The organism is Listeria sp. MAN/IMW/UF555 (genome assembly GCF_058684075.1).
In genome coordinates this window covers 175,425-198,559 of record NZ_JBZWZS010000001.1, presented here as the reverse complement: position 1 = coordinate 198,559, position 23,135 = coordinate 175,425, and the positions used below count along the sequence as shown (strand labels likewise).

The 23,135-nt window shown below is 37.6% G+C and carries 19 protein-coding genes, 1 other RNA gene and 1 other annotated feature; of the genes, 7 read left to right on the top strand and 13 right to left on the bottom strand.

Annotated features, from left to right (window positions below; genetic code table 11):
- Positions 1 to 76: 76 nt before the first annotated feature.
- Together AC4PG8_RS00920 and AC4PG8_RS00915 are read right to left on the bottom strand one after the other, a co-directional pair.
- Positions 77 to 772: an ABC transporter ATP-binding protein gene (locus tag AC4PG8_RS00920; RefSeq protein WP_010991584.1), complete on the bottom strand. Its 696-nt coding sequence runs from the start codon at positions 770 to 772 to the stop codon at positions 77 to 79.
- Between the two features lie 8 nt (positions 773 to 780).
- Complete coding sequence (locus AC4PG8_RS00915; protein ID WP_194323459.1) at positions 781 to 2,283, bottom strand: ABC transporter permease; 1,503 nt, start codon at positions 2,281 to 2,283, stop codon at positions 781 to 783.
- 167 nt (positions 2,284 to 2,450) lie between these two features.
- Here AC4PG8_RS00915 and pieR point away from each other — a divergent pair, with 167 nt between their 5' ends.
- Both pieR and pieS read left to right on the top strand, forming a co-directional pair.
- A complete protein-coding gene (gene pieR / locus AC4PG8_RS00910) occupies positions 2,451 to 3,137 on the top strand; it encodes a two component system response regulator PieR (protein WP_003762357.1) in 687 nt (228 codons plus the stop codon).
- Positions 3,134 to 4,573, top strand: a complete 1,440-nt coding sequence (pieS, locus tag AC4PG8_RS00905; RefSeq protein WP_185482068.1) for a two component system sensor histidine kinase PieS — start codon at positions 3,134 to 3,136, stop codon at positions 4,571 to 4,573. The genes pieR and pieS overlap by 4 nt, the downstream gene beginning before the upstream one ends.
- Before the next feature lie 29 nt (positions 4,574 to 4,602).
- On the opposite strand, the gene recD2 is transcribed toward pieS, so the two are convergent.
- The 7 genes from recD2 to AC4PG8_RS00870 form a co-directional block, all read right to left on the bottom strand.
- The gene (gene recD2 / locus AC4PG8_RS00900; RefSeq protein ID WP_492169934.1) at positions 4,603 to 6,999 is read right to left on the bottom strand and encodes an SF1B family DNA helicase RecD2; all 2,397 of its coding nucleotides are present in this window, start codon (positions 6,997 to 6,999) and stop codon (positions 4,603 to 4,605) included.
- A gap of 25 nt (positions 7,000 to 7,024) precedes the next feature.
- Positions 7,025 to 7,663, bottom strand: a complete 639-nt coding sequence (locus AC4PG8_RS00895) for a tetratricopeptide repeat protein (protein ID WP_010991587.1) — start codon at positions 7,661 to 7,663, stop codon at positions 7,025 to 7,027.
- A 43-nt stretch (positions 7,664 to 7,706) separates the two neighbouring features.
- Positions 7,707 to 8,447, bottom strand: a complete 741-nt coding sequence (locus AC4PG8_RS00890; RefSeq protein WP_492169933.1) for an alpha/beta hydrolase — start codon at positions 8,445 to 8,447, stop codon at positions 7,707 to 7,709.
- A gap of 117 nt (positions 8,448 to 8,564) precedes the next feature.
- Positions 8,565 to 9,680: a tRNA 2-thiouridine(34) synthase MnmA gene (gene mnmA / locus AC4PG8_RS00885; RefSeq protein ID WP_185512602.1), complete on the bottom strand. Its 1,116-nt coding sequence runs from the start codon at positions 9,678 to 9,680 to the stop codon at positions 8,565 to 8,567.
- 18 nt (positions 9,681 to 9,698) lie between these two features.
- Complete coding sequence (locus AC4PG8_RS00880; RefSeq protein ID WP_492169932.1) at positions 9,699 to 10,847, bottom strand: cysteine desulfurase family protein; 1,149 nt, start codon at positions 10,845 to 10,847, stop codon at positions 9,699 to 9,701.
- Between the two features lie 114 nt (positions 10,848 to 10,961).
- A non-coding RNA gene (ssrS, locus tag AC4PG8_RS00875) (6S RNA) lies at positions 10,962 to 11,157 on the bottom strand.
- Positions 11,158 to 11,227: 70 nt separating this feature from the next.
- A complete protein-coding gene (locus AC4PG8_RS00870; protein ID WP_185538676.1) occupies positions 11,228 to 12,511 on the bottom strand; it encodes a replication-associated recombination protein A in 1,284 nt (427 codons plus the stop codon).
- A 149-nt stretch (positions 12,512 to 12,660) separates the two neighbouring features.
- Between AC4PG8_RS00870 and cymR the strand changes: the two genes are divergently transcribed.
- The 4 genes from cymR to AC4PG8_RS00850 all read left to right on the top strand — a co-directional run bounded on the left by cymR (position 12,661) and on the right by AC4PG8_RS00850 (position 15,442).
- Positions 12,661 to 13,083: a cysteine metabolism transcriptional regulator CymR gene (gene cymR, locus AC4PG8_RS00865; protein ID WP_003732594.1), complete on the top strand. Its 423-nt coding sequence runs from the start codon at positions 12,661 to 12,663 to the stop codon at positions 13,081 to 13,083.
- Positions 13,084 to 13,327: 244 nt separating this feature from the next.
- Positions 13,328 to 14,533, top strand: coding sequence for an ammonium transporter (locus AC4PG8_RS00860; RefSeq protein ID WP_003771923.1), 1,206 nt, complete (start codon positions 13,328 to 13,330; stop codon positions 14,531 to 14,533).
- Positions 14,534 to 14,546: 13 nt separating this feature from the next.
- Positions 14,547 to 14,912 (top strand): P-II family nitrogen regulator, encoded by a 366-nt coding sequence (locus AC4PG8_RS00855; protein ID WP_003766988.1) that lies wholly within the window; start codon positions 14,547 to 14,549, stop codon positions 14,910 to 14,912.
- A 149-nt stretch (positions 14,913 to 15,061) separates the two neighbouring features.
- Positions 15,062 to 15,442 carry a hypothetical protein gene (locus tag AC4PG8_RS00850; RefSeq protein WP_003762380.1) on the top strand — a complete coding sequence of 127 codons (381 nt, stop codon included), beginning with the start codon at positions 15,062 to 15,064 and terminating at the stop codon, positions 15,440 to 15,442.
- 35 nt (positions 15,443 to 15,477) lie between these two features.
- Here AC4PG8_RS00850 and aspS read toward each other — a convergent pair whose 3' ends face one another.
- A complete protein-coding gene (gene aspS, locus AC4PG8_RS00845) occupies positions 15,478 to 17,253 on the bottom strand; it encodes an aspartate--tRNA ligase (RefSeq protein WP_185539870.1) in 1,776 nt (591 codons plus the stop codon).
- Between the two features lies 1 nt (position 17,254).
- Positions 17,255 to 18,532: a histidine--tRNA ligase gene (hisS, locus tag AC4PG8_RS00840; RefSeq protein WP_033838177.1), complete on the bottom strand. Its 1,278-nt coding sequence runs from the start codon at positions 18,530 to 18,532 to the stop codon at positions 17,255 to 17,257.
- A gap of 54 nt (positions 18,533 to 18,586) precedes the next feature.
- Positions 18,587 to 18,814: a binding site (T-box leader), on the bottom strand.
- 159 nt (positions 18,815 to 18,973) lie between these two features.
- On the opposite strand from hisS, the gene AC4PG8_RS00835 reads away from it, so the two are divergent.
- Complete coding sequence (locus AC4PG8_RS00835; RefSeq protein WP_045553064.1) at positions 18,974 to 20,257, top strand: N-acetylmuramoyl-L-alanine amidase family protein; 1,284 nt, start codon at positions 18,974 to 18,976, stop codon at positions 20,255 to 20,257.
- A 48-nt stretch (positions 20,258 to 20,305) separates the two neighbouring features.
- Here the strand turns inward: AC4PG8_RS00835 and dtd are convergent, their stop codons facing one another.
- Both dtd and AC4PG8_RS00825 read right to left on the bottom strand, forming a co-directional pair.
- A complete protein-coding gene (gene dtd, locus AC4PG8_RS00830; protein ID WP_003762386.1) occupies positions 20,306 to 20,758 on the bottom strand; it encodes a D-aminoacyl-tRNA deacylase in 453 nt (150 codons plus the stop codon).
- 15 nt (positions 20,759 to 20,773) lie between these two features.
- Positions 20,774 to 22,990: a RelA/SpoT family protein gene (locus AC4PG8_RS00825; protein ID WP_003762388.1), complete on the bottom strand. Its 2,217-nt coding sequence runs from the start codon at positions 22,988 to 22,990 to the stop codon at positions 20,774 to 20,776.
- Between the last annotated feature and the right edge of the window lie 145 nt (positions 22,991 to 23,135).

The window sequence follows — 23,135 nt, the reverse complement described above, 5'->3', positions numbered from 1 at the left end:
ACCAAAATCATATTCCTATCATGTATCAATTTCTATTCAACAATAAACTAAATTATAAAGAACGGATGGCTAAATGTCAACTGTTTATTAAGCTATTCGTTGATTGTTTCTTTTCAACAAAGCTTCCGTTTTTAAGAGTTAGTTTTACATCTGATACTTTCGCAATTTCTGGGTCATGCGTTACCATAATGACACATTTTCCTTCTTTATGCGCTAAATCCTGGAATAACGTAACTACTTCTTTACTTGTTCGTTCGTCTAAGTTTCCGGTAGGTTCATCAGCAACGATTAATTCTGTTTCACAACATAACGCCCGTGCGATGGAAACCCTTTGCTGCTGTCCGCCACTTAAAGTCAGCACTTTTTGGCGTGCCATTTTCTCGGTAATGCCCACTTTTTCAAGCATGCTTAGTGCAAAAGCTTTTTTGTCTGGCTGATTGACATGGGTAATTTCCATTGCAGTTGTTACGTTTTGAAGAGCAGTCATATATGTTAACAGATTATAACTTTGGAATACAATGGATACATATCTATTTCTAAATTGTTGTAAGCCAATGCTTTTGAGTGAACTACCTTTATAGTAGATGTCTCCTTCTTTTTGCGTATCCAGTCCTCCTGCAAGCGATAAGAAAGTGGTTTTCCCAGAGCCAGAACTTCCTACTACAGTGTAAAAAACCCCAGCTTCAAAATCATAATTTATATCACTTAAAATCGATTCATCTTTTGTTTTATACCAATAAGAGATATTTTCAAACGTCAATACTTTGGTCATATCGTCACCTACTCCTGTTTAGTTAGAATTGTTTTTGGATTCATACGAAGAACAAGTGCTGCCGGTAAAAGAACGGATATAAAGGCGATTCCAATACCAATTCCGCCCATTTTCAGCATATCTTCTAAAGTTACTTGGATGTTGAGCTCTTTAATTTGTTCTGTATTTTTCGTTAAGTTACTAACACTTCCCGCAAATCCACCTGGACCTCCTGGACCACCGCCACCTGGGCCGCGATTTTCTGAAGTAGTTGATTCACTTGTAGTAGATGAATTTTGCTGTGCTAGTAATTGGTTTCCAGCTAATTGAGCTACATAATGACTACTTGCAGCTGCTAAACCAAAGGAAACGAGCGCTACTATTAAAATTTCTACAAAGAACTGAGCGATTAATTTACCACGTTTTTCTCCAATAGCTAATAGCACGCCCATTTCGTATTTACGATCACGTACTTGCATCATTACAAGTAAGCCTAGGATTAAGGCTCCCGCAATACTAACTATATAAACTACATTTTTAGAAAACGAAGCTACACTATTAATTGGGCCAATCATTTGTTGATAAAGTGTATCATTGGCATCTAATTTAAATGTGTCCCAGTCAATGCCATCAACTTTTTTCGCTTCTTTCTCAAAAGCAGAAATATTAGCCGCATCATCCATTGTGTAAACGGCGGAGTCTACTGTGTCTTTATAATCAGAACCTTTAATAGTATTGGCTACTGTATAAGGAACGTATACTTTGTTATAAGGGTTTAGGAAGGAGAAGTTTTGCGCCATATCACTTCCTGAATCGGTTGTTTTATAAATACCAACAATTTTTAGTGTTACTTTTGTATTTCCATCACTTGAAGTAACGGTAAAAGAGTCGCCAACTTTCCAGTCATTTTGTTCTGCTAAGTTTTCTTCTACCATTGCAACATTTTTATCTTTATCATTAGCTGTAATTGCTACACCACTTGTTAATTTACTTGTTCCTGCATCAAAATCGGTACTTGTTGCGGAATCAAGTAGACCGCTAATACTTAAGTCTGCATCTACCATTTGCGGACCGCCATTTCCACCTCCTGGACCTCCTGTTTGATTAGAACTCGAGGAATCATCACTGCTAGAGGAAGTGTCTCCTGAAGATTCAATAGGGTCAAATCCAGACGCTAATGCTTGCGTACTTGAATAGTAATTGTAATTTTTCACATGATCTAATGATGCTAATTCGTTCGCATCGCTTACATCAATTGGGTTACTTTGAAATTTTGGTTTTGAGTCTGTCGAACTGCTATCACTATTTGCAGCCTCTTCTTTCATTGCAGCCATTTGCTTTTCTTGGTCAACAGTTAATGTTACTGTACCTCCTAGCTGTTCCCTCGCTAATTCGCTTGCTTTATCTGCAGCGGATTGAATGGTAAAGCCTGATAAAATAAGCACACACACTACTGTGAAAATAATTAGTTGTAAAACAGATCTACCTTTTCTTGCTTTCATGCTGAGCCATGCTCTCTTAAAAAAATTCATGTAATTTCCTCCATTTCTGTTTCTACCCCACTAAGATTACTGGGCAGTTATGAAGAAAGTATGAACAAACTATGATGCATATTTTAAACTTTCGCGAAAAAAATAATTTGGCTTGATTATTGGGTCTAATTAGTCTAGTTTTAATGTAAGAGGAGTGAATACAAAATATGAAACTACTTATGATAGAAGATAATGTCAGCGTTTGTGAAATGATAGAAATGTTCTTTATGAAAGAAGAAATTGATGCTACGTTTGTGCATGATGGCAAACTTGGTTATGAAACATTTTTTAAGGATGATTTTGATATTGCAATTATTGATTTAATGCTGCCAAATATGGACGGAATGACAATTTGCCGTAAAATTCGTGAAGTTAGTGATGTTCCGATTATTATTTTAACGGCAAAAGAGTCTGAATCTGATCAAGTGCTTGGTCTTGAAATGGGCGCTGATGATTATGTTACGAAACCATTTAGCCCACTTACATTAATGGCGCGTATCAAAGCTGTTACTCGTCGAAAAAACAATCATACGACGACTGAAAATGATGAAGACATTTTAGAAACAACTTATTTTAAAATTAGTAAGCGCACCCGGGAAATTTTTTATCAAGGTGAGCTGCTTGATGCCTTGACTCCGAAAGAATTTGATTTACTTTACTTTCTAATGCAACATCCGCGTCAAGTTTTTTCAAGAGAACAGTTACTCGAGCAAGTCTGGGGTTATCAATTTTACGGGGATGAGCGTACAGTGGATGTTCATATCAAACGTTTACGCCAAAAAATCGCAACAGACACGAAGCCGTTTTTACACACTGTTTGGGGTGTAGGCTATAAATTTGATGAAACGGAATGAAGCGAATGAAATTTAAATATGCCTACCAACTTTTTTTCACACAATTTATCATTTTACTTATTGCTTGTATTATGATTGGCGTGCTTGTTTCTCACTCACTAAAAGACTATTTTTATCAAAGCCAAGTAGATGATTTAACTAGTTATGGTGAAACGATTTCGATGGACATTCGCCACTCGCCGCAAGATGCAACCATTCAAGTTCTTAATACGTATCAGCGCATTTTAGATGTTAAAAAGATCCATTACACCATCAAAAATGCAGATGACGAAACGATTTACCCTACTCAGCTCAATCAACCATTACCAAAAGATTTTTCAATTTCAAAAGATGATAAGAAAAAATTGAAAAGTGGTGAAACAGTTAGTAAAAAAATCGACAATCGTTTTAATCGTGAAATGACTATTGTTTATGTACCAATTATGGATGGCGATAAATTTGTTGGATCTATCGTCTTGAATTCTCCAATTAGCGGAACTGAACAAGTGATTGGAACAATTAATCGTTATATGTTCTATACTATTTTACTGTCGATTACGATTGCGCTTATTTTGAGTGCTATTCTGTCCAAACTACAAGTCAATCGGATTAATAAATTGCGTTCAGCGACAAAAGATGTGATTCAAGGCAATTATAAAGCGCGCCTAAAAGAGAATAATTTTGATGAAATTGGTGCACTTGCCATTGATTTCAACAAAATGACGGAAACGCTTGAAACATCTCAAGAAGAAATTGAACGACAAGAAAAACGTCGGCGCCAGTTTATCGCGGATGTTTCCCATGAAATGCGTACCCCACTCACAACAATTAGTGGCTTAACAGAAGGTCTAGTAAACGATATTATTCCAAAAAGTGAAACAGATCGCTGTATTGCTTTAATAGACACGGAAGCAAGACGATTAACAAAATTGGTTAATGAAAACCTTGATTATGAAAAAATACGCAGCAATAAAATCAAACTACAAAAAACTCGCTTTAATGGTCGTGAATTTTTAGAGCTAATTAAAGAACAACTAGATTATGTAGCCACCGAAAAAGGCAATAAGATTACAGTCGATATTGATAAAGATATGTATATTTACGCCGATTATGACCGTTTAACTCAAGTATTTATTAATATTGTTAAAAATGGTGTCCAGTTTACTGAAAATGGTCTGATTACCTTAACTGGGACTCAAGATTATAAGGAATCTGTATTAACTATTACGGATACTGGCATCGGCATGAACACAGAAGAACTAGAACAGATTTGGGAACGATTTTATAAAGCAGATATGTCCCGCACGAATACAGCTTTCGGGGAATCTGGAATTGGTCTTTCTATCGTGAAACAGTTAATTGAATACCATGATGGAACAATTAGCGTTACTAGCGAGCCAAATAAAGGCACGACATTTACGATTCGTTTACCGTTTTTCCAAGATAATGAGCAATAAAAAAACACCCACTTGCGAGTGGGTGTTTTTCATCCTGCCATAAATTGTTCTGGAGTAATTCCTTCCATCCCAATCATTGGATCAATCTCCATAATGTTTTCGGCAGTTAATATTCGTTTATTTGTCATTTGTTCGAGCATCACATCTTCACTCATTAAACGTTCCGATAGAGTGGTATTTCGCTTATTTTCATCTACACGTTCTACACCCATTCGGAAAGCTTCTTCTTCTCCGCAAAGAATTAGGAATTGTTTACTTCTTGTAACGCCAGTATATAACAAATCTCTACGTAACATCCGGTAATAACTACGCACAATTGGCATAATAACAATCGGAAACTCACTACCCTGCGCTTTATGAATCGAACAACAATAAGCATGGGTTAATTGATTAAACTCTTGCCTGTAATAAGAAACCTCTGTTTGGTCAAATTGAACGACAATTAAATCTTGTTTCTCGGTATTTTCTTTGGCATAAATAATGGATACGATTTCACCAATATCTCCGTTAAAGACATTTTTCTCCGGTTGGTTGATTAGTTGCAACACTTTGTCGTGAACCCGGTATTTGATTTCGCCAAATTGTACTTCTTTTCGGCGACCAGTGTCGTTTGGATTAAAGATTTCTTGTAGTTTTTTATTTAATATATCAATTCCAGCTGGACCGCGATACATTGGAGCCAACACTTGAATATCTTTTGCACGAAAACCTTTATTTTTAGCATTTTTCACGACTTGTTCCACAACGTCACCAATTTGATTTACAGTACAGTGGAAAAATGACCGATCGGCACTATTTTTCGCAAAATCAGCTGGTAGCATTCCTTCTTTGATATAATGAGCCATTTCAATGATGGAAGAACCATCTTTTTGCCGATAAATATCGGAAAGTGCAACCGTCGGAATTTGCTCTGATTGAAGAATATCTTTTAATACTTGACCTGGTCCAACAGAAGGAAGCTGGTCTTGGTCGCCAACGAGCACTACTTGCATATGAGCAGGTAAAGCGCGGAATAATTGATTCGCAAGCCAAATATCCACCATTGACATTTCATCCACAATTAACAAACGTCCATCAATTAATCGTTCTGCATCGTCATCCATCTGTTCTTGGCCATTCATTCCAAGTAACCGGTGAATCGTCATTGCTGGAAGGCCAGTGGATTCAGACATTCGTTTAGCCGCACGACCTGTTGGAGCTGCGAGTAACACTGGAAAAGTCGCACCATCTTTATAGGCATGTGGATCAAGACTAACACCATTTAACTCGGCATATAATTCTACAATTCCTTTAATAACAGTCGTTTTCCCTGTTCCTGGTCCTCCAGTAAGAACGAGCATCGGTGACATTAAAGCTTGTTCTAATGCCGCACGTTGAGATTCCCCGTAATGCACACCAATACGCTCTTCAAGTTCCCCAAGCGCTAATAAAAACTCCGATTGCGGAAATTGTTCTTGATACTCTGTTTGCTTTAACATTCGTTTTACATGGTAAGCAAAACCGCTTTCTGAATAATAAAGTGACGGCATATAGACGCGCGTGTTTTCGGTAATTATTTTTTGTTCTTCTGCAAGTTTTTCTATTTGTTGCAGTAAAATTGCCTGATCAATCCTAATGCCTTCACTTTCTTCTAGCAGATAAGTTACTTCCCCGAGCAAAACCTCTTGTTCCATATAGACATGCCCTTGCTGCATACAAACGGAATCTAGCATAAATAAAATCCCTGCTCTAAGTCGTTCTGGATGGTTTCCGCCAAGTCCAAGCTTACGTCCAAGCTCATCAGCACGCTGGAAACCAATTCCTTTAACATCTTCAATTAATTTATAAGGATTATTTTCTAGCACTTCGATCGCATTTTGTTTATATACCTGAAAAATTTTCATGGATAATTGCGGGCCAAAGCCATATTCATTTAAACCAACCATCACATGCTCTAAACCTTGATTTTCTCTAAGGGAAGCAAGCAAACTTTCCGCTGTTCCAGAAGGCAGTTTAGGAACAGTATTTAGTAAACTTGGGTCAGATAGTATTTTCGTAATCGCGTCATCACCAATTGTATCGACAATGTTTTCCGCCGTTACTTTACCAATCCCCTTAAAAAGTTCCCCTGAAAGATAGTTAATCAAGCCAGCGCGAGATTGAGGCATTTCTTTTCGAAACCGGTCCGCTTTAAATTGCTGACCAAATTTAGCATGTTCCTGCATTTTTCCGTAAAAAGTATACACTTCTTGTTCATGAAGCGCTGGGAAAAAACCAGTTACAATAATATCCTTTTCATCCCAATTCGCATTCGTCTCTTTTACTAAAATTCTTACCACAGAAAAGAGGTTTTCGGCATTATAAAAAATGGTAGACAACATCGTCCCCTTCATGAAAAGTTCTTCTGGGGTATCATTAAATAAGGCGAGAGATTCTTGTTCAGCCATCTTTAGCCGCCTCCTTTCTATATTTTTATTCCGCTTCGTTTTCTAAATCTTGAATAGCGTTTAAAGCATTCTCAGCAAGTTCATGCGGTATTCCAGTTGCAAGCGCGCGTTCAAAGTAATTTTTTGCAAGTACAATGTCGCCTTGCCATGCCAGATAAGCAGCTCCGATATTATAAAGTGCATCTGGATCTTCTTGTTTAATAAGAAGTACTCTTTCAAGCATATTAATCGCATCTTCGTAAAATCCGCTGCGAGCAAGAACGATACCATATTGAAATAACGCTTCACTATCTTCTGGATTTAATTCGACACTTCTAAGTAAATAAGGCATAGCTAGCGTTAACTCTTCCATTTGAACAAAACTCATTCCTAACATGAAAAATAAATCGCCATTTTCCATTCCTTGTTTTGTTGCATTTTGGAAGCTATCCGCAGCTTCTTGATAACGTTCCAATTCGTAATATAAATTCCCTAAGCTATAATAAGCCGCCGGAACCGTGTCATCTAGTTCAAGCGCTCTTTTGAAAAATAATTCTGCGCGTTCAAAATCATCCATTGATAGTAAAACATTACCAAAATTAATATAACCAACTGGATCACTAGGATGTTCTTCAATTACTTCCGTAAATAGTTTAACTGCTTCTTCTAAGTTTCCCTCTTGCATTTGTTTGATTCCTAATTGATTTTTATCCATTTTAAATTCTCCTCTATCTTTCTTGGTTTTTTACAGACGTATTTAACCATGCTATCAGCGCGTTTGAAACTTGATCAGTTTGTTCCGCCTCACTAATAGTAGCTTTACCGTCACCATGCTGAGCTCCGTATGAGCCGAATTGCGCATGATTTCCACCCTCAATAGATACAAATGTAGTATCTTTAGGCAAGTATTTTTTATTTTTATCATAAGAATCTTTATTTAAAACATCATCTTTTGTCCCAGTTATGGAAAGCGCTGGGAAAGAGGCATTTTTCAGCGAACCTTTTTTATCAGGATAACTCGCTAAGAAAAATACGCCTTCGATTTCACTCTCGTTTTCATGTGCAAATCGGGAAGACATAACGCCTCCAAGCGAATGACCGCCAATCACAAACTTTTCATCAGGTGCTTCATCAATAATATCAGCCGCACGATTTTTACCAAATACAGCTAAATTAAGAGGCATTTCAGCAATGTATGTTTTATAACCACTCGAAGCTAGTTTGTTCGCAAGTGGCGCATAGCTCAGTGCGTCCACAAAAGCTCCTGGATACAAAATAACGCTGATCCCTGCATCCGACTTTCGCGGAGTAAAAACAAGTATATCATTTTCCTCAAGCACATCAACCGTTTTTGTTGAGTTTGCAGCTTCTTCAGCTACATTTGATGGCTCAGAATTAAAATAAAAATATCCCCAAATTAGAAGACAAAATAAAACTATTACACTCCCGAAAATCGCTAACTTTTTCATAAAGGACCTCTTTTCCTTGTATCGTTTAATATTTTACCATAAAATCGCCTTAAAATAACTCATTTAAACAGGAAAAAACCGGAGTCTCGTAGAAAACAAGATTCTCCGGTTCTAATTTTAACCAACATAGTTTAACTTTGCGCCTTTTTTCCAAACGGTATCAATAGTTCCCCCGCCTAAGCAAATGTCGCCATCATAGAAAACAACTGCTTGACCAGGAGTAATTGCACGCACTGGATCCGCAAAAATCACTTCTGCTGTGCCATCTTCACGCATGTTTACAGTTACTTTTGTATCTGTTTGACGGTAACGGAATTTTGCTGTGCAAACAAAAGTTTTTGGTTTTTCTGAATTGGTAGTAAAGGAAATATCTGTGGCAATTAACGAATCTGAGTACAAGGAATCATGATGGAAACCTTGTTCTACAAATAAAACATTATTTTTTAAATCTTTACCAACAACAAACCAAGGTTCACCGTCTCCACCGATTCCTAGACCATGGCGTTGACCAATTGTGTAATACATTAAGCCATCATGTTTACCAAGCACTTCGCCGTCCAAAGTTCTCATATCACCAGGTTGTGCCGGAAGATATTCACTTAAAAATTGTTTGAAGTTTCTTTCACCAATAAAACAAATCCCCGTGCTATCTTTTTTGTTGGCAGTAGCAAGTCCAGCTTTTGTCGCAATTTCACGAACTTCTGTTTTTTCCATACCACCTAGCGGAAACATTACTTTTTTCAGTTGATCTTGCGAAAGTTGATTTAAAAAGTAAGTTTGGTCTTTATTATTATCGACTCCACGAAGTAATTCGATTTCGTCGCCTACTTTTTTTACTTGCGCATAATGACCAGTAGCTACATAGTCTGCACCAAGACTTTCTGCATGTTCCAAAAATGCCTTAAATTTAATTTCTTTATTACACATAACATCTGGGTTTGGCGTACGGCCAAGTTTATATTCATCTAAGAAATAGGTAAATACTTTGTCCCAATATTCTTTTTCGAAATTCACTGCATAATACGGGATTCCAATTTGGTTCGCTACTCGAATGACATCATCATAATCTTCCGTTGCTGTACAAACACCAAATTCATCTGTATCGTCCCAATTTTTCATGAAAATACCAATGACATCATAACCTTGTTCTTTTAATATATGAGCAGTGACTGATGAATCTACTCCGCCTGACATGCCGACAACTACACGAATGTCACTATTATTTGTACTCAAAGCTAGCTCCTCACCTTCTTAATTTTTCATTAAACGCGCCACGACTTCACTAACTTTCGTAGCCGCCGCTTCTATTTCTTCCAAATGGTTCCCCAGCCCAAAACTAATCCGAACGGTTTCTTGGATTGCTGGGTGATTTTCTCCAAAAAGAGCTACTAAAACATGAGAAGGATCAACAGTTCCCGCTGTACATGCTGAACCACTAGAAACAGCAATGCCTTCCATATCTAAATTCATTAGTAATTGCTCAATGGAGACTCCTGGGAAACGCACGCTAAAAACATGTGGTAATGTATTCGCTTCTAAACCGTTCACTTCAAAATCTAAGCCCGCTGCACGCCAAATTTCCGCCATGCGCTTTTTAAAGGAAACATACTCCTCATTTTTAAGTTCACGTTCATTTGTCATAATGGTAGAAGCTGCACTAAAACCACAGATTCCTGCTAAGTTTTCAGTCCCAGCGCGACGTTTTCGTTCTTGTTCCCCGCCGTGCATTTGATAAGCAAGACGTGTGCCATTTTTGACGTATAAAAAGCCTACGCCACGTGGTCCATTTATTTTATGAGAAGAAGTAGTTAATAAATCTACTCCAAGTTCTATTACATTTATATTTAATAGCCCGTAAGCTTGTACTGCATCTGTGTGGAAAACGGCTTGATGGTCAAGAAGTACAGCGCCAATTTCTGCAATTGGCTGGATAGTACCAATTTCATTATTACCATACATAATAGAAACAAGAATTGTATCAGGGCGTAAAGCTTTTTGCACGCTCTCACTAGACACTATCCCATGCTCATCTACTGGTAAATAAGTGACTTTAAAACCTTGCGTTTCAAGATATTCACATGTTTTTAAAACAGCATGATGCTCAATCTGTGAGGTGATAATATGTTTTCCATTCTCTTTATGTGCTAAAGCTGTTCCAATAAGAGCCAAGTTATCTCCTTCTGTACCACCGCTAGTGAAAACAATTTCTTTTTCTTCAGCTTGAATACTTTGGGCAATAGTATGACGTGCTTCATCAAGCGCTTTTCTTGCCTCTCGCCCAGCATAATGGATACTGGATGGATTGCCGTACGTATTAGTAATTGCGCCAAGCATTGTTTGGATAACTTCTGGATGAATCGGACTTGTCGCAGCATGGTCTAAGTAAATTCTGTTTTCCATTTTTTATCGCGTCCTTTTTTGGTGACGAATTCCTGTTCGCCGTTAATCGTTTCTTATTGTAACAGCAATACTCCTGTAAAGTAAAGAGGAATAACTCCTATTTACACGCAAAAAAGAAACCCCAATCGTACCGTTTAGGATTCCCTTCCTTTGAACCCGCTCTCAATTAAAGCAGGTGGGTGCTCTGTCTAACGGTTTGCACTTCCTCGTGTGAAGGCATGTGCGCCGCGCCGGAACTCCAAGCTCCCTAGGTATAAAAAATTGTTCGGTTCAAAAATATCAGGAACTATATCGAATACATTAGGGTTTCTTTTCTTAACTTAGAATACCATATGAAAGACGAAATTTCAATGTTAGCGACTTTTCAGTTTGGTAATTTTTTATTCTTTTTTCGCTTTATTTTCATTAATTTTTTGGTACACACCAGCGATTGTTTGTTCGAATTTTGAAGTGAATTTCGGGTCATAATATAATTTATTTTTGAGTCGATCAGGTAAATATTGTTGATCCACCCATGCATTATCGTAATTATGCGGATACTTGTAATCAATTGCTCGACCAAGTTTTTTGGCACCTGAATAATGACCATCACGTAAATGATCGGGCACTTCGCCACTATTTCCCTGGCGAATATCAGCTAATGCTGCGTCAATTGCCATAATAGCAGAATTTGATTTCGGTGAAAGACAAAGTTCAATAACAGCATTTGCAAGCGGAATTCTTGCCTCAGGAAAACCTACTTTTTCTGCGGTTTGAATTGCAGAAAGTGTATGTGCACCGGCTTGTGGGTTTGCGAGACCAATATCCTCATAAGCCATAACTAGCATTCTCCTGCTAATACTCACTAAATCTCCTGCTTCAATTAAACGCCCCATATAATGGAGTGCTGCATTAACGTCGCTACCACGAACTGATTTTTGGAAAGCACTTAAAACATCGTAATGAGCATCGCCGTCTTTATCATGTGCAAGACTTTTCTTTTGCAAACACTCTTCCGCCACATCAAGCGTAATATGAATAACCCCGTTCTCATTTGGTTCAGAAGAAATAACAGCAAGCTCCAGCGCATTAAGAGCACTACGTACATCACCATTACTCGCCGTGGCAAAATGTTTTTTCGCAAATTCATCTATTTCTACTTCATAGTTTCCAAGTCCACGTTCTTTATCATGAAGAGCTCGGTCCATTGTTATCATAATATCTTCTACCGTTAAAGGTTTTAATTCAAAAATTTGCGTTCTACTTCGAATCGCAGGATTGATTGCGATATAAGGGTTACTTGTCGTTGCGCCAATTAAAATAATCGCTCCACTTTCAAGTAAAGGAAGTAAAAAATCCTGCTTTGCTTTATCTAAACGATGTACTTCATCCAATAGAAGAATAACTGTACCGCTCATTTTCGCCTCGGCTGCTACTACTTCCATATCTTTTTTGTTATTTGTTACTGCGTTTAATGTCCGGAAAGCATATTTAGTACTACCCGCAATCGCACTAGCAATCGAAGTTTTTCCAATTCCAGGAGGCCCGTATAATATCATAGAAGATAATTGTTTCGCTTTGACCATCCGATAAATAATTTTATCTTTACCGACTAAATGCGTTTGTCCTACAATTTCATCAAGTGCTTTTGGACGCATTCGGTAAGCTAAAGGTTGAATTGCCATATAACCGCTCCTTCTCATTTGCTTGTTTTCTATTATACCATAAGAACACCTGTACGTTCACTCGCTTGTTTCCATTGCCTTCTGACAGTAATTCCGATATAATAGATGCGATATAAGTGTTTTTTGAAATTACTGGAGGTTATATAAAAATGAAAATTACAACAAAAGGCCGTTATGGCTTAACAATAACACTTGAACTTGCGAAAAGAATTGGTGATGGGCCTATCTCTCTTCGCAGTATTGCGCAAGATAAAAATTTATCCGAGCATTACTTAGAACAATTAATCGGACCGCTACGTAATGCAGGAATTGTCAAAAGCATCCGCGGTGCACACGGTGGATATGTATTAAACGGCGACCCTGAAAAAATTACTGCGGGTGACATTATCCGCACACTGGAAGGTCCTATTGTACTCGTTGAAAGTATGGAAGATGAAGAAGCAGCCCAGAGAGAACTTTGGACTCGAATGCGCAATGCTGTCCGCGACGTGTTAGATCAAACCACTCTTGCTGACTTACTAAAACATTCTACTGATTCTGAACTAACAGATGGTTACATGTTTTATATTTAATGGAAAAAGCCTATTTTTTAATAGGCTTTTTATCTACCATTTTTATGGAAACTAACCCATTTATTTGTCTGATTATTCTGAAATAAATCTAAAAAGCACCCAATTGAAAACGCTGTATGTTAGATAATCTAACCAAATTGATTGAATTGATAAAATATTCTTGCCTTTATTTGAATATAGTGTATTATAAACGCATAAATAAAATATTACATGTTAGTTTATCTAACAAAAAGGAGAGTTGAGTATGGAATCAGTATTTATGTTCTTTTGTACTTTATTGGTTTGGTTGATGACACCAGGGATTGCATTATTTTATGGCGGTATGGTTCGCCGCAAAAACGTGTTAAGTACAGCAATGTATAGTTTTAGCTCCATGGCAATTATTTCTATTCTTTGGGTGATTGTTGGCTACTCGTTAGCTTTTGCACCTGGAAATGGCTTTATCGGCAGTTTCGACTGGACTTTCCTTCATAATGTCGGTTTTGCGGCAAACGACACTTACTCAGATGCAATTCCACACATTCTGTTTATGATGTTCCAAATGACTTTCGCTATTTTAACAGTAGCTATCATTTCTGGGGCATTTGCTGAACGGATGAACTTCTCTGCTTACTTGATTTTTATTATTTTATGGTCGTTACTAGTATATTCCCCTGTTGCACACTGGGTTTGGGGCGACGGTGGTTGGTTACGCGAGCTAGGAGCACTTGATTTCGCTGGTGGAAATGTTGTTCATATCAGTTCAGGTGTAACGGGTCTCGTCTTAGCTATTATGATTGGTCGGAGAAAAGAAGCTGATTCTGCTTCACCTCATAACCTCCCACTGGCTCTTATTGGTGGAATTCTAGTCTGGTTTGGTTGGTATGGGTTTAATGTCGGTAGCGCCCTTACGATTGATAATGTAGCGATGACTGCATTTGTTAATACGAATACAGCGGCTGCAGCTGGAATTATTGGCTGGGGATTGGTTGAATGGTTAATCAATAAAAAACCGACTATGCTTGGAACAATTTCTGGCGCTATCGCTGGTTTAGTGTCCATTACACCTGCTGCCGGTTTCGTTACAGTACCTAGCTCTTTGATTATCGGCTTTCTTGGCGGAGCACTTTGCTTCTGGGCAGTATTCTGGTTGAAAGGAAAAGTGAAATATGACGATGCGCTTGACGCGTTTGGCTTACACGGAATTGGTGGAATTTGGGGCGGCATCGCTACGGGACTTTTTGCCACAACGAAGGTAAATGAAGCTGGAGCAGATGGTCTCTTTTACGGTAATGCTTCCTTAGTTGTAAAACAATTAATCGCAATTGGCTCCACTGTCGCATATGTTGCAGTAGTCACAGCTCTAATTGTCGTAGTAATCAAACTATTTTTACCAATTCGCGTAAACGAAGAACAAGAATATAAAGGACTTGATTTGACGCTACACGGCGAAAAAGCATATCAAGAATAAGGGGGCTTACAATATGTCAGGATTAACTAAAATCGAAATTATTACACGTCCAAACCGCTTCCATTTATTTCAAAAAGAACTTGCAAAAATTGGCGTAAGTGGACTAACTGTTACAAAAGCACTTGGGACTGGCTTAGAAAAAGGATTTATTGAATTATACCGCGGTACTAAAAAAGAAAGTAATGTTCACGAACGAATGAAAATTGAAATTGTTGTTTCTACTGTTCCGGTTGAAGATGTCCTTCGCGTCGTTAAAGAAACTCTTCGAACTGGCGAACCTGGTGATGGAAAAGTATTTATTTATCCCCTTGCCGAGGTCGTTAAAATCAGCACAGGTGAAACCGGCATCGATGCTTTACAAGATAAACCAGCAAAATGAATAGTTAAAATGGTGAATTAATTAAAAATGGGGCCTCTATTCTAAAAAATCAATGAGAAATGGCGTTTACCCCTTCCGCTTCTTAGCTTTTACACTTATAATGGAAAAGGAAGAACGTTTAGAACAGATAAGGAGGCGCGAAATTCCCTATGCGTAAAATCCCCATTTTCACCCTTCTAGCAGCCATACTACTTTTTGGCGGTTATTACCTTTATCAACATGCTTCGTCAAAAGTAGATGTTACATTTAACTTTGTGGTGGATCAAAAAGATAAAAATAATACCGTCACCGGCAAAATTGATGGTGCTGGAAACAAATCAATTACTTTACCGCTTTCTAAGGAGAGCTGGGATACAGTAGAAAAAGGGAATCGCTACAATGTGGAAGCCACTTTTTATAATAAAAATAAAATCAGCTCCAGTGAAGCGAAGGAACTTGACGGCCCATTTTGGTCCAACGATTCCAATCAAGGATTATTAGTTAATAAAGTGCACGTCGAAAATATTCAAGAATTAAGTGATGATTTTTAAAAAAGAAGCTGAGCGCGGACGCTCAGCTTCTTTTTTTAGTTAGTTTCTTTTTTCACTGTTTCTAGTTTTAATTCTGCTAATTGTGCTGCACTAACTTCACCTGGTGCGTTTGTTAGTGGATCTACTGCACTTCCTGTTTTAGGGAATGCGATAGTGTCGCGCAAGTTATTTCTACCGGCTAGAATCATTACAATACGGTCTAAACCAAGTGCAATTCCTCCGTGTGGCGGTGTACCATATTCTAAAGCCTCCATTAGGAAACCAAATTGCTCTTTCGCTGACTCGTCTGTGAAACCAAGCGCGCGGAACATCGATTCTTGTACTTCTTTTTTATAAATACGAAGCGAACCACCGCCAATTTCATAACCATTTAAAACAATATCATACGCTTCTGCCATTACTTTGGAAGAATCTGTTTCAAGAAGTGGAATATCTTCTTCTTTTGGTAAAGTGAATGGATGATGCGCCGATACATAACGCCCTGCTTCTTCGTCATACTCAAAGAGCGGCCAATCTGTTACCCAAAGGAAAGCAAGTTCATCTTCATTAATTAAATCTAAGTCTTTCCCTAGCTTGTTACGAAGCGCTCCAAGTGATGCTGCAACTATATCCGCTTTATCTGCTGCAAATAGCAATAAATCGCCATCTTCAGCTTGAAGTGCTGCTTGTAGTTCTGCTGCTTTATCTTCCGGGAAAAATTTAGCAATTGGTCCTTTTAATTCACCAGCTTCTACTTTCAGCCAAGCTAGCCCTTTTGCCCCGTAATTAGCAACAAAAACGCCTAATGCATCTAAATCTTTACGAGAGAAATTAGCTGCGGCAGCTTTTGCATTAATCGCTTTTACTTCGCCACCGTTTTCAATAGCTGATTGGAATACTTTAAAATCAACATCTTTTACAACTTCTGAAACGTTTTGTAATTCTAAACCGAAACGAATATCTGGTTTATCGCTACCAAAACGGTTCATTGCTTCTTTATAAGTCATACGTGGGAATGGTTTTTCGATCGTAATGTTTTTCGCTTCTTTAACAACATCCACCAACATGTCTTCTGTAATCGCTTGAATCTCTTCTTTTGTTAAAAAGCTTGTTTCTAAATCGATTTGTGTGAATTCCGGTTGACGGTCACCGCGCAAATCTTCATCACGGAAACAACGTACGATTTGATAATATTTATCAAAACCGGCAGTCATTAATAACTGTTTCAAAATTTGCGGAGATTGCGGCAGCGCATAGAAATTACCTGGATAGACCCGACTTGGTACTAGATAATCACGTGCACCTTCTGGCGTGCTTTTCGTTAAATAAGGTGTTTCAATATCAAAGAAACCAAGTGCATCTAGTTTGTTTCGGAAAGTTCTTGTTACTGTATGGCGCATTTTGAAAATATTGTTCATTTCTGGGCGGCGCAAGTCTAAGTAGCGATATTTTAAGCGAAGTTCATCAGAAACATTCACGCCGTCTTCAATGTAAAATGGCGGTGTTTTGGAGGCATTTAAAATAGTAATTTCTTCCGCTAAAACTTCTACTTTACCGGTTGCTAACTTATCGTTAATCGCTTTTTCCCCGCGAGCATGAACTTTTCCTTTGATTGTAACAACAAATTCATTTCTAACGCTATCTGCAATTTCCAATGCTTCTTTTGAAAATTCAGGATTAAAAACTACTTGCACGATCCCTTCACGGTCGCGCAAATCAATGAAAATAAGTCCACCTAAATCGCGACGCTTCTGCACCCAACCATGAAGGATAACATTTTGACCAATATGTGTTTCGTTTAATTCACCGCAGTAACTTGTACGTTTTTCCATTTTATTTCTCCTCCTTGGTGTTTGTTAGTTTTTCGATAATTGTAGTTTCAGAAACAGCTTCTTGTTCGCCTGTTTCCATATTTTTTAATTGATAATTACCTGTTTGTAACTCTTCTTCACCTAGAATTACGGTATATATTGCTTTTTTTCTATTAGCATCTTTTAATTGTGCTTTTAATTTTCGTTTTAAATAATCTTTTTCTGCGCTAATTCCATTTTGTCTTAATTTATTTACAAGTGTCACTGCTTTTAATTCAGCTTCTGGCTGTGCAGTAATTACATATACTTCTAAAGGTTTTGTTTCTGGAATATTGATTTCGGCTTTTTCTAAGGCAAGTAAAATTCGCTCTACTCCAATTCCAAATCCAATCCCTGGTGTGTCAGGACCACCGAATTCTTTTACTAAACCGTGATACCTACCACCACCGCAAAGTGTTGTTTTCGCTCCAAAGCCTTCTTCTACACTCATAATTTCAAACGTTGTATGATTATAATAATCTAAACCACGAACCATTGTTGGATCAATTTCAAATGGAATTTCTAATGCAGTTAGGTATTTTTTAACATTTTCAAAATAAGCAACTGATTCTTCATTTAAGAAATCCAAAATAGATGGTGCTGATTGAATAAGCGGATTATCATGATCTTTTTTACAATCTAAAATGCGCAGTGGATTTTTGTGTAGACGCACCTGACATTCTGCACAAAATTCATCAATATGTGGTTCAAAATGTGCAACTAGTGCTTCTCGGTGTTTTAAACGACTTTCTTTATCACCAAGACTGTTAATGACTAGTTTAATATTAGTTAAACCAATTTTCCTGAAAAACTCCATTGCAAGCGAGATAACTTCTACATCAATGGAAGGATCATCACTACCAAGTGCTTCGATTCCCATTTGAGTAAATTGGCGTTGTCTTCCGCCTTGTGGACGTTCATAGCGGAACATTGGCTCATTGTAGTACATTTTAATAGGTTGGCTAACTTCGCCGTATAATTTATGTTCGACAAAAGCGCGCACGACCGAAGCAGTTCCCTCTGGTCTTAATGTAAGACTTCTACCACCTTTATCTAGAAAAGTATACATTTCTTTAGATACGATGTCTGTTGAATCACCCACGCCTCGTTCAAATAACTCAGTGTGTTCAAAAATAGGCGTCCTAATTTCTTCGTATTGATAGTTTTCACAAACTTTTTTAAATGCTGATTCTAAAAAATGCCATTTACTAACTTCTTCTGGCAAAATATCTCGTGTCCCTCTTGGTAATTGCAAATCCATCACCATACCCCTCCTTAAAAATATAAAGAAAAACCCCCGTCACTTGTTATAAAAACAAGGGACGAGAGTTTATTTACACCCGTGGTACCACCCTAATTAGAACTATTAATAAGTCCTCACTTAAGTCAGTTAACGCCTGAATACGTTCTTGTTTACTGTTTTCAACAAGAAACCTCGAGAGTGTCTTTTCGGAAAATATGACTATCTTTATCCTTTCAGCCAAATGGGATAAATTCTCTGTATAGCAGGGATTTTCTTACTTTTCTCTGTCGCTAGTTTTAAATATGAATTATTCTAAGATTACTAAAAACACACTGAAAAGTCAACATTTTGTCAGTTTTTTTATAAAAATCCACTTTCTAGTTCCATGAAAGCGCATTTTATGGTAACATTTTACTGTCAGATAAAAGTTTATGAGTATATGGGTGGTGTTAGCTTTAAATGAAGAATAAATTCATTTTTATCACCGTTGTCTCCATTTTATTGATTGCAGCAGGTATTTTTACAACGATTGCAATGGCGAATGCGAATTCCGTCATCGTAAAAGCAGAAGTCTTAAATGTCCGCAGCGGTCCTGGTTTAGCCTATGATGTAACAAGCCAAGCCAGAAAAAATGAAGTACTCCGGGTAGTTGGTGAAGAAAATCAATGGTACAAAGTTCAATTAGATAACGGAAATAGCGGCTGGGTTGCTAGCTGGTTAGTAGAAAATACAGATGTCAGCGCAGCAAGTAACAGTATTGCTATTGTCTCTTCTGATGGTGGACTCAATGTACGTGAAAAACCTAGTACTTCAAGCACATCACTTGGATTACTAAATAACGGTGATCAAGTAACCGTTACAAGCCAACAAAATGGTTGGGCGCAAATTCAGTATAACGGTAAAAGCGCATGGGTTAGTTCTCAGTACTTAACTATACGTGAATCCGTAACAAAAGTAGATGAAAGCGAACTTCAAACAGTAACGATTCGCGATGACTCCACAAACATAAGAAATAAACCAGGACGAGATGGCGCTGTTATTGAAAAAGCCAATTCTGGCCAAGGTTTCGCTATTCAAGGAGTTCAAGGTGACTGGTATAAAATTCGTACCACAAGCGGAGAAGAAGGTTATGTTGCTAACTGGGTAGTTGATGTGTCCGACAAAGGCCAAACTTCCAGCCCACGAAGTAAAACAACTAAATTATCCGAAGCGACCATTGTTATTGACCCCGGTCATGGCGGCAATGATCCAGGAGCAAAAGGTGCTAATGGTACTATAGAAAAAGAAATGACTTTAAAAACAGCTAAAAAACTGAAAGAAAAATTAGAATCAAGAGGCGCTAAAGTAATTTTAACGAGAAATAGTGATAAATATGTTTCCTTAAAATCTCGGACTAATGTAGCAGCAGAAAATAAAGCAGACGTCTTTATTAGTATTCATTTTGATAGCTTAGAAGATAGTAGCAAAGGTGTTAGCGGACAGACTACTTATTATTATGATAATAGTGATAAATCGCTCGCTGAAAGTATAAATACTACGCTTGGAAATGATCTCCCTACTACTAACCGCGGCTCAAGAGTTGGCGATTATTATGTAGTAAGAGAAAATTCACAACCAGCTGTCCTTCTAGAACTTGGTTACTTGAGTTCTGCAAAAGACGAACGAAACATTAATTCGGCATCTTATAGAAGCCAAATTGCTGATTCAGTAACTGATGGATTATCTAATTATTTTTCTAACTAAAAAAAGCAATCATTCCAGTGATGAAATATCACCAGAATGATTGCTTTTTTATTTTCGCATTTCTTCAGAGTCGAGCATAATAGTAACTGGGCCATTATTGACAATTTTCACGTCCATAAATGCACCAAACACACCAGTTTCAACTATAAATCCTGCATCGGAAAGTTTGTTATTAAATAAATTGTACAATCCTTCCGCCTTTTCTCCAGGAGCAGATTTTGTAAAGCTTGGGCGTTTGCCTCTACTAACATCCGCATATAAGGTGAATTGTGAAACGCTGAGAATCGCGCCTCCCCGTTCGGCTAAAGAAATATTCATTTTCTCTGATTCATCTTCAAAAACTCGTAACCCAATAATTTTTTTTGCCATGTATTCTACTGTTTCTTCAGTATCACTATGAGTAAACCCAACTAATAGACATAGACCTCCAGCAATTTCACTAATAATTTCCCCTTCAACACGGACGGAAGCTTCATAACATCTTTGTAGTAGCACACGCACTTCTTTTCCACTCCTTTAATTCATTAATCTTCTAACTGTATAAACATCTGGAATTTGTTTTATCTTATCCACAACTCGCTGTAAGTGATTAATATTATGAATTTGTAGTGTGACAACGAGGGTTGCCATTTTATTGTTGTCTACTTTTGCATTGACTCCATTAATATTGGAGGTCAAGCTATTAATAACTTGAAGAATATCATTTAGCAAGCCGTTACGATTATAACCATAAATTTCAATATCAACATTATAGTCATTTTTTGCTTGCGAATCTGTATCTTCCCAGTCTACTTCTATTAAACGTTCTGGTTCAATCGCTTGGACGTTCGGGCAGTCTTGGCGGTGAATGGAAATACCGCGCCCTTTTGTAATATAACCTACAATATCATCACCAGGCACTGGATTACAGCATCTAGAAAGACGAATTAATAAGTTTCCTACCCCTTGAACTACGACACCGGCATTATGTTTAATCTTCAGCTTCTCGTTATTAGCATCTGAATTAGACGGTTTATTTTCTGCTTGTGTTAATAGTTTTTCCGTTTCAGCTTCAAGTTCCCGCTCTTTCCGCAGTTTCTCTGTTAAGCGATTAGCAACCTGTAAAGCAGTAATGCCATTATAACCAACCGCTGCAAAAAGATCATCTTCATGAGAAAAGTTCAACTTATCAGCTAACTTGCGAAGATTTTCAGTCACCATGATTTTTTTCGGTTCAAATCCAAGCTGTCTAATTTCTTTTTCAACTAAATCGCGGCCTTTTTCAACGTTTTCTTCTTTTGCTTGTCGTTTGAAAAATTGCTTGATTTTGTTGCGGGCTTGTGAAGTTTGAACTAATTTTAACCAGTCACGGCTTGGTCCATAAGAATGTTTGGATGTTAAAATATCAATAATATCGCCTGTTTTTAATTTATAATCTAGTGTGACAATTTTTCCGTTGATTTTTGCACCGATTGTTTTGTTTCCAATTTCGGTATGGACACGATAAGCAAAATCAAGTGGAACTGAGCCATTTGGTAATTCGTATACATCTCCTTTTGGCGTGAAGACATAAACAACATCAGAAAATAAATCGAGTTTTAAGCTTTCCATGAACTCTTCCGCATTATCCGATTCGTTTTGATATTCTAAAATTTCGCGGAACCAAGTAAGCTTGTTATCAAAAGAAGTTTTTGAATTAACGACTTTGCCTTCTTTATACGCCCAGTGAGCAGCGACCCCATATTCAGCGATTTGGTGCATTTCATGGGTTCTGATTTGCACTTCGAGTGGTTCGCCCTGTGGTCCAATAACCGTCGTATGAATGGATTGATACATATTAGATTTTGGCATTGCAATATAGTCTTTAAAACGACCTGGCATCGGTTTCCAGCGCGTATGAATAATCCCAAGCACAGCATAACAATCTTTAATACTACTAACAACAATACGGACTGCAAGCAAATCATAAATTTCGTTAAATTGCTTATTTTGCTCCGACATTTTCCGGTAAATAGAATAAATATGTTTCGGTCTTCCAGAAATATCAGCTTGAATATTTAATTCGTCCAGGTTTTCATTTACCCCGTCTATAACATCATGCAAATAGCGCTCTCTGGCATCTCTTTTTTGCTTCATTAAATGGACAATACGGTAATATTGTTGTGGATTTAAATAACGTAACGCGGTATCTTCTAATTCCCATTTAACTCGTGAAATCCCTAAACGATGCGCTAGTGGAGCGAATATTTCTAAGGTTTCATTCGCAATTCTACGTTGCTTCTCGACTGGTAAATGTTTTAAGGTACGCATATTGTGTAATCGATCGGCAAGTTTTATTAAAATGACACGAATATCTTGCGCCATTGCAATAAACATTTTCCGGTGGTTTTCAGCTTGTTGCTCTTCATGCGATTTATATTTAATTTTACCTAGTTTTGTAACGCCATCCACTAGCATGGCAACTTCCTCGCCAAAAACTTCTTCTAAATCAGCTAGTGTAACGGGTGTATCTTCTACGACATCATGTAGAAACCCTGAAGCAACAGTCGATGGATCCATTTTCAGTTCTACTAAAATACCAGCGACTTGAATTGGATGAATAATATACGGCTCACCTGATTTACGAAATTGTTCTTTATGAGAATCGCGCGCAAATTCATACGCTTTTTTTACAAGCGCAAGATGTTCCTGATTCATATAATGAGAAGCCATATCGATGACTTGCTCAGCTGTCAGATTTTGTTCTTTCGCCATTTACATTCACCCTCTTATTTCTTTGTCATATATCCAACTTAAAAACACCCAATAACTGAGTGTTCCTAAAAAGATTCTTGTATAATATTATAGCATGACGCTTGTTTGTTTATAAAGCACTTTTCCTTGTTTTTCCACATTTTCT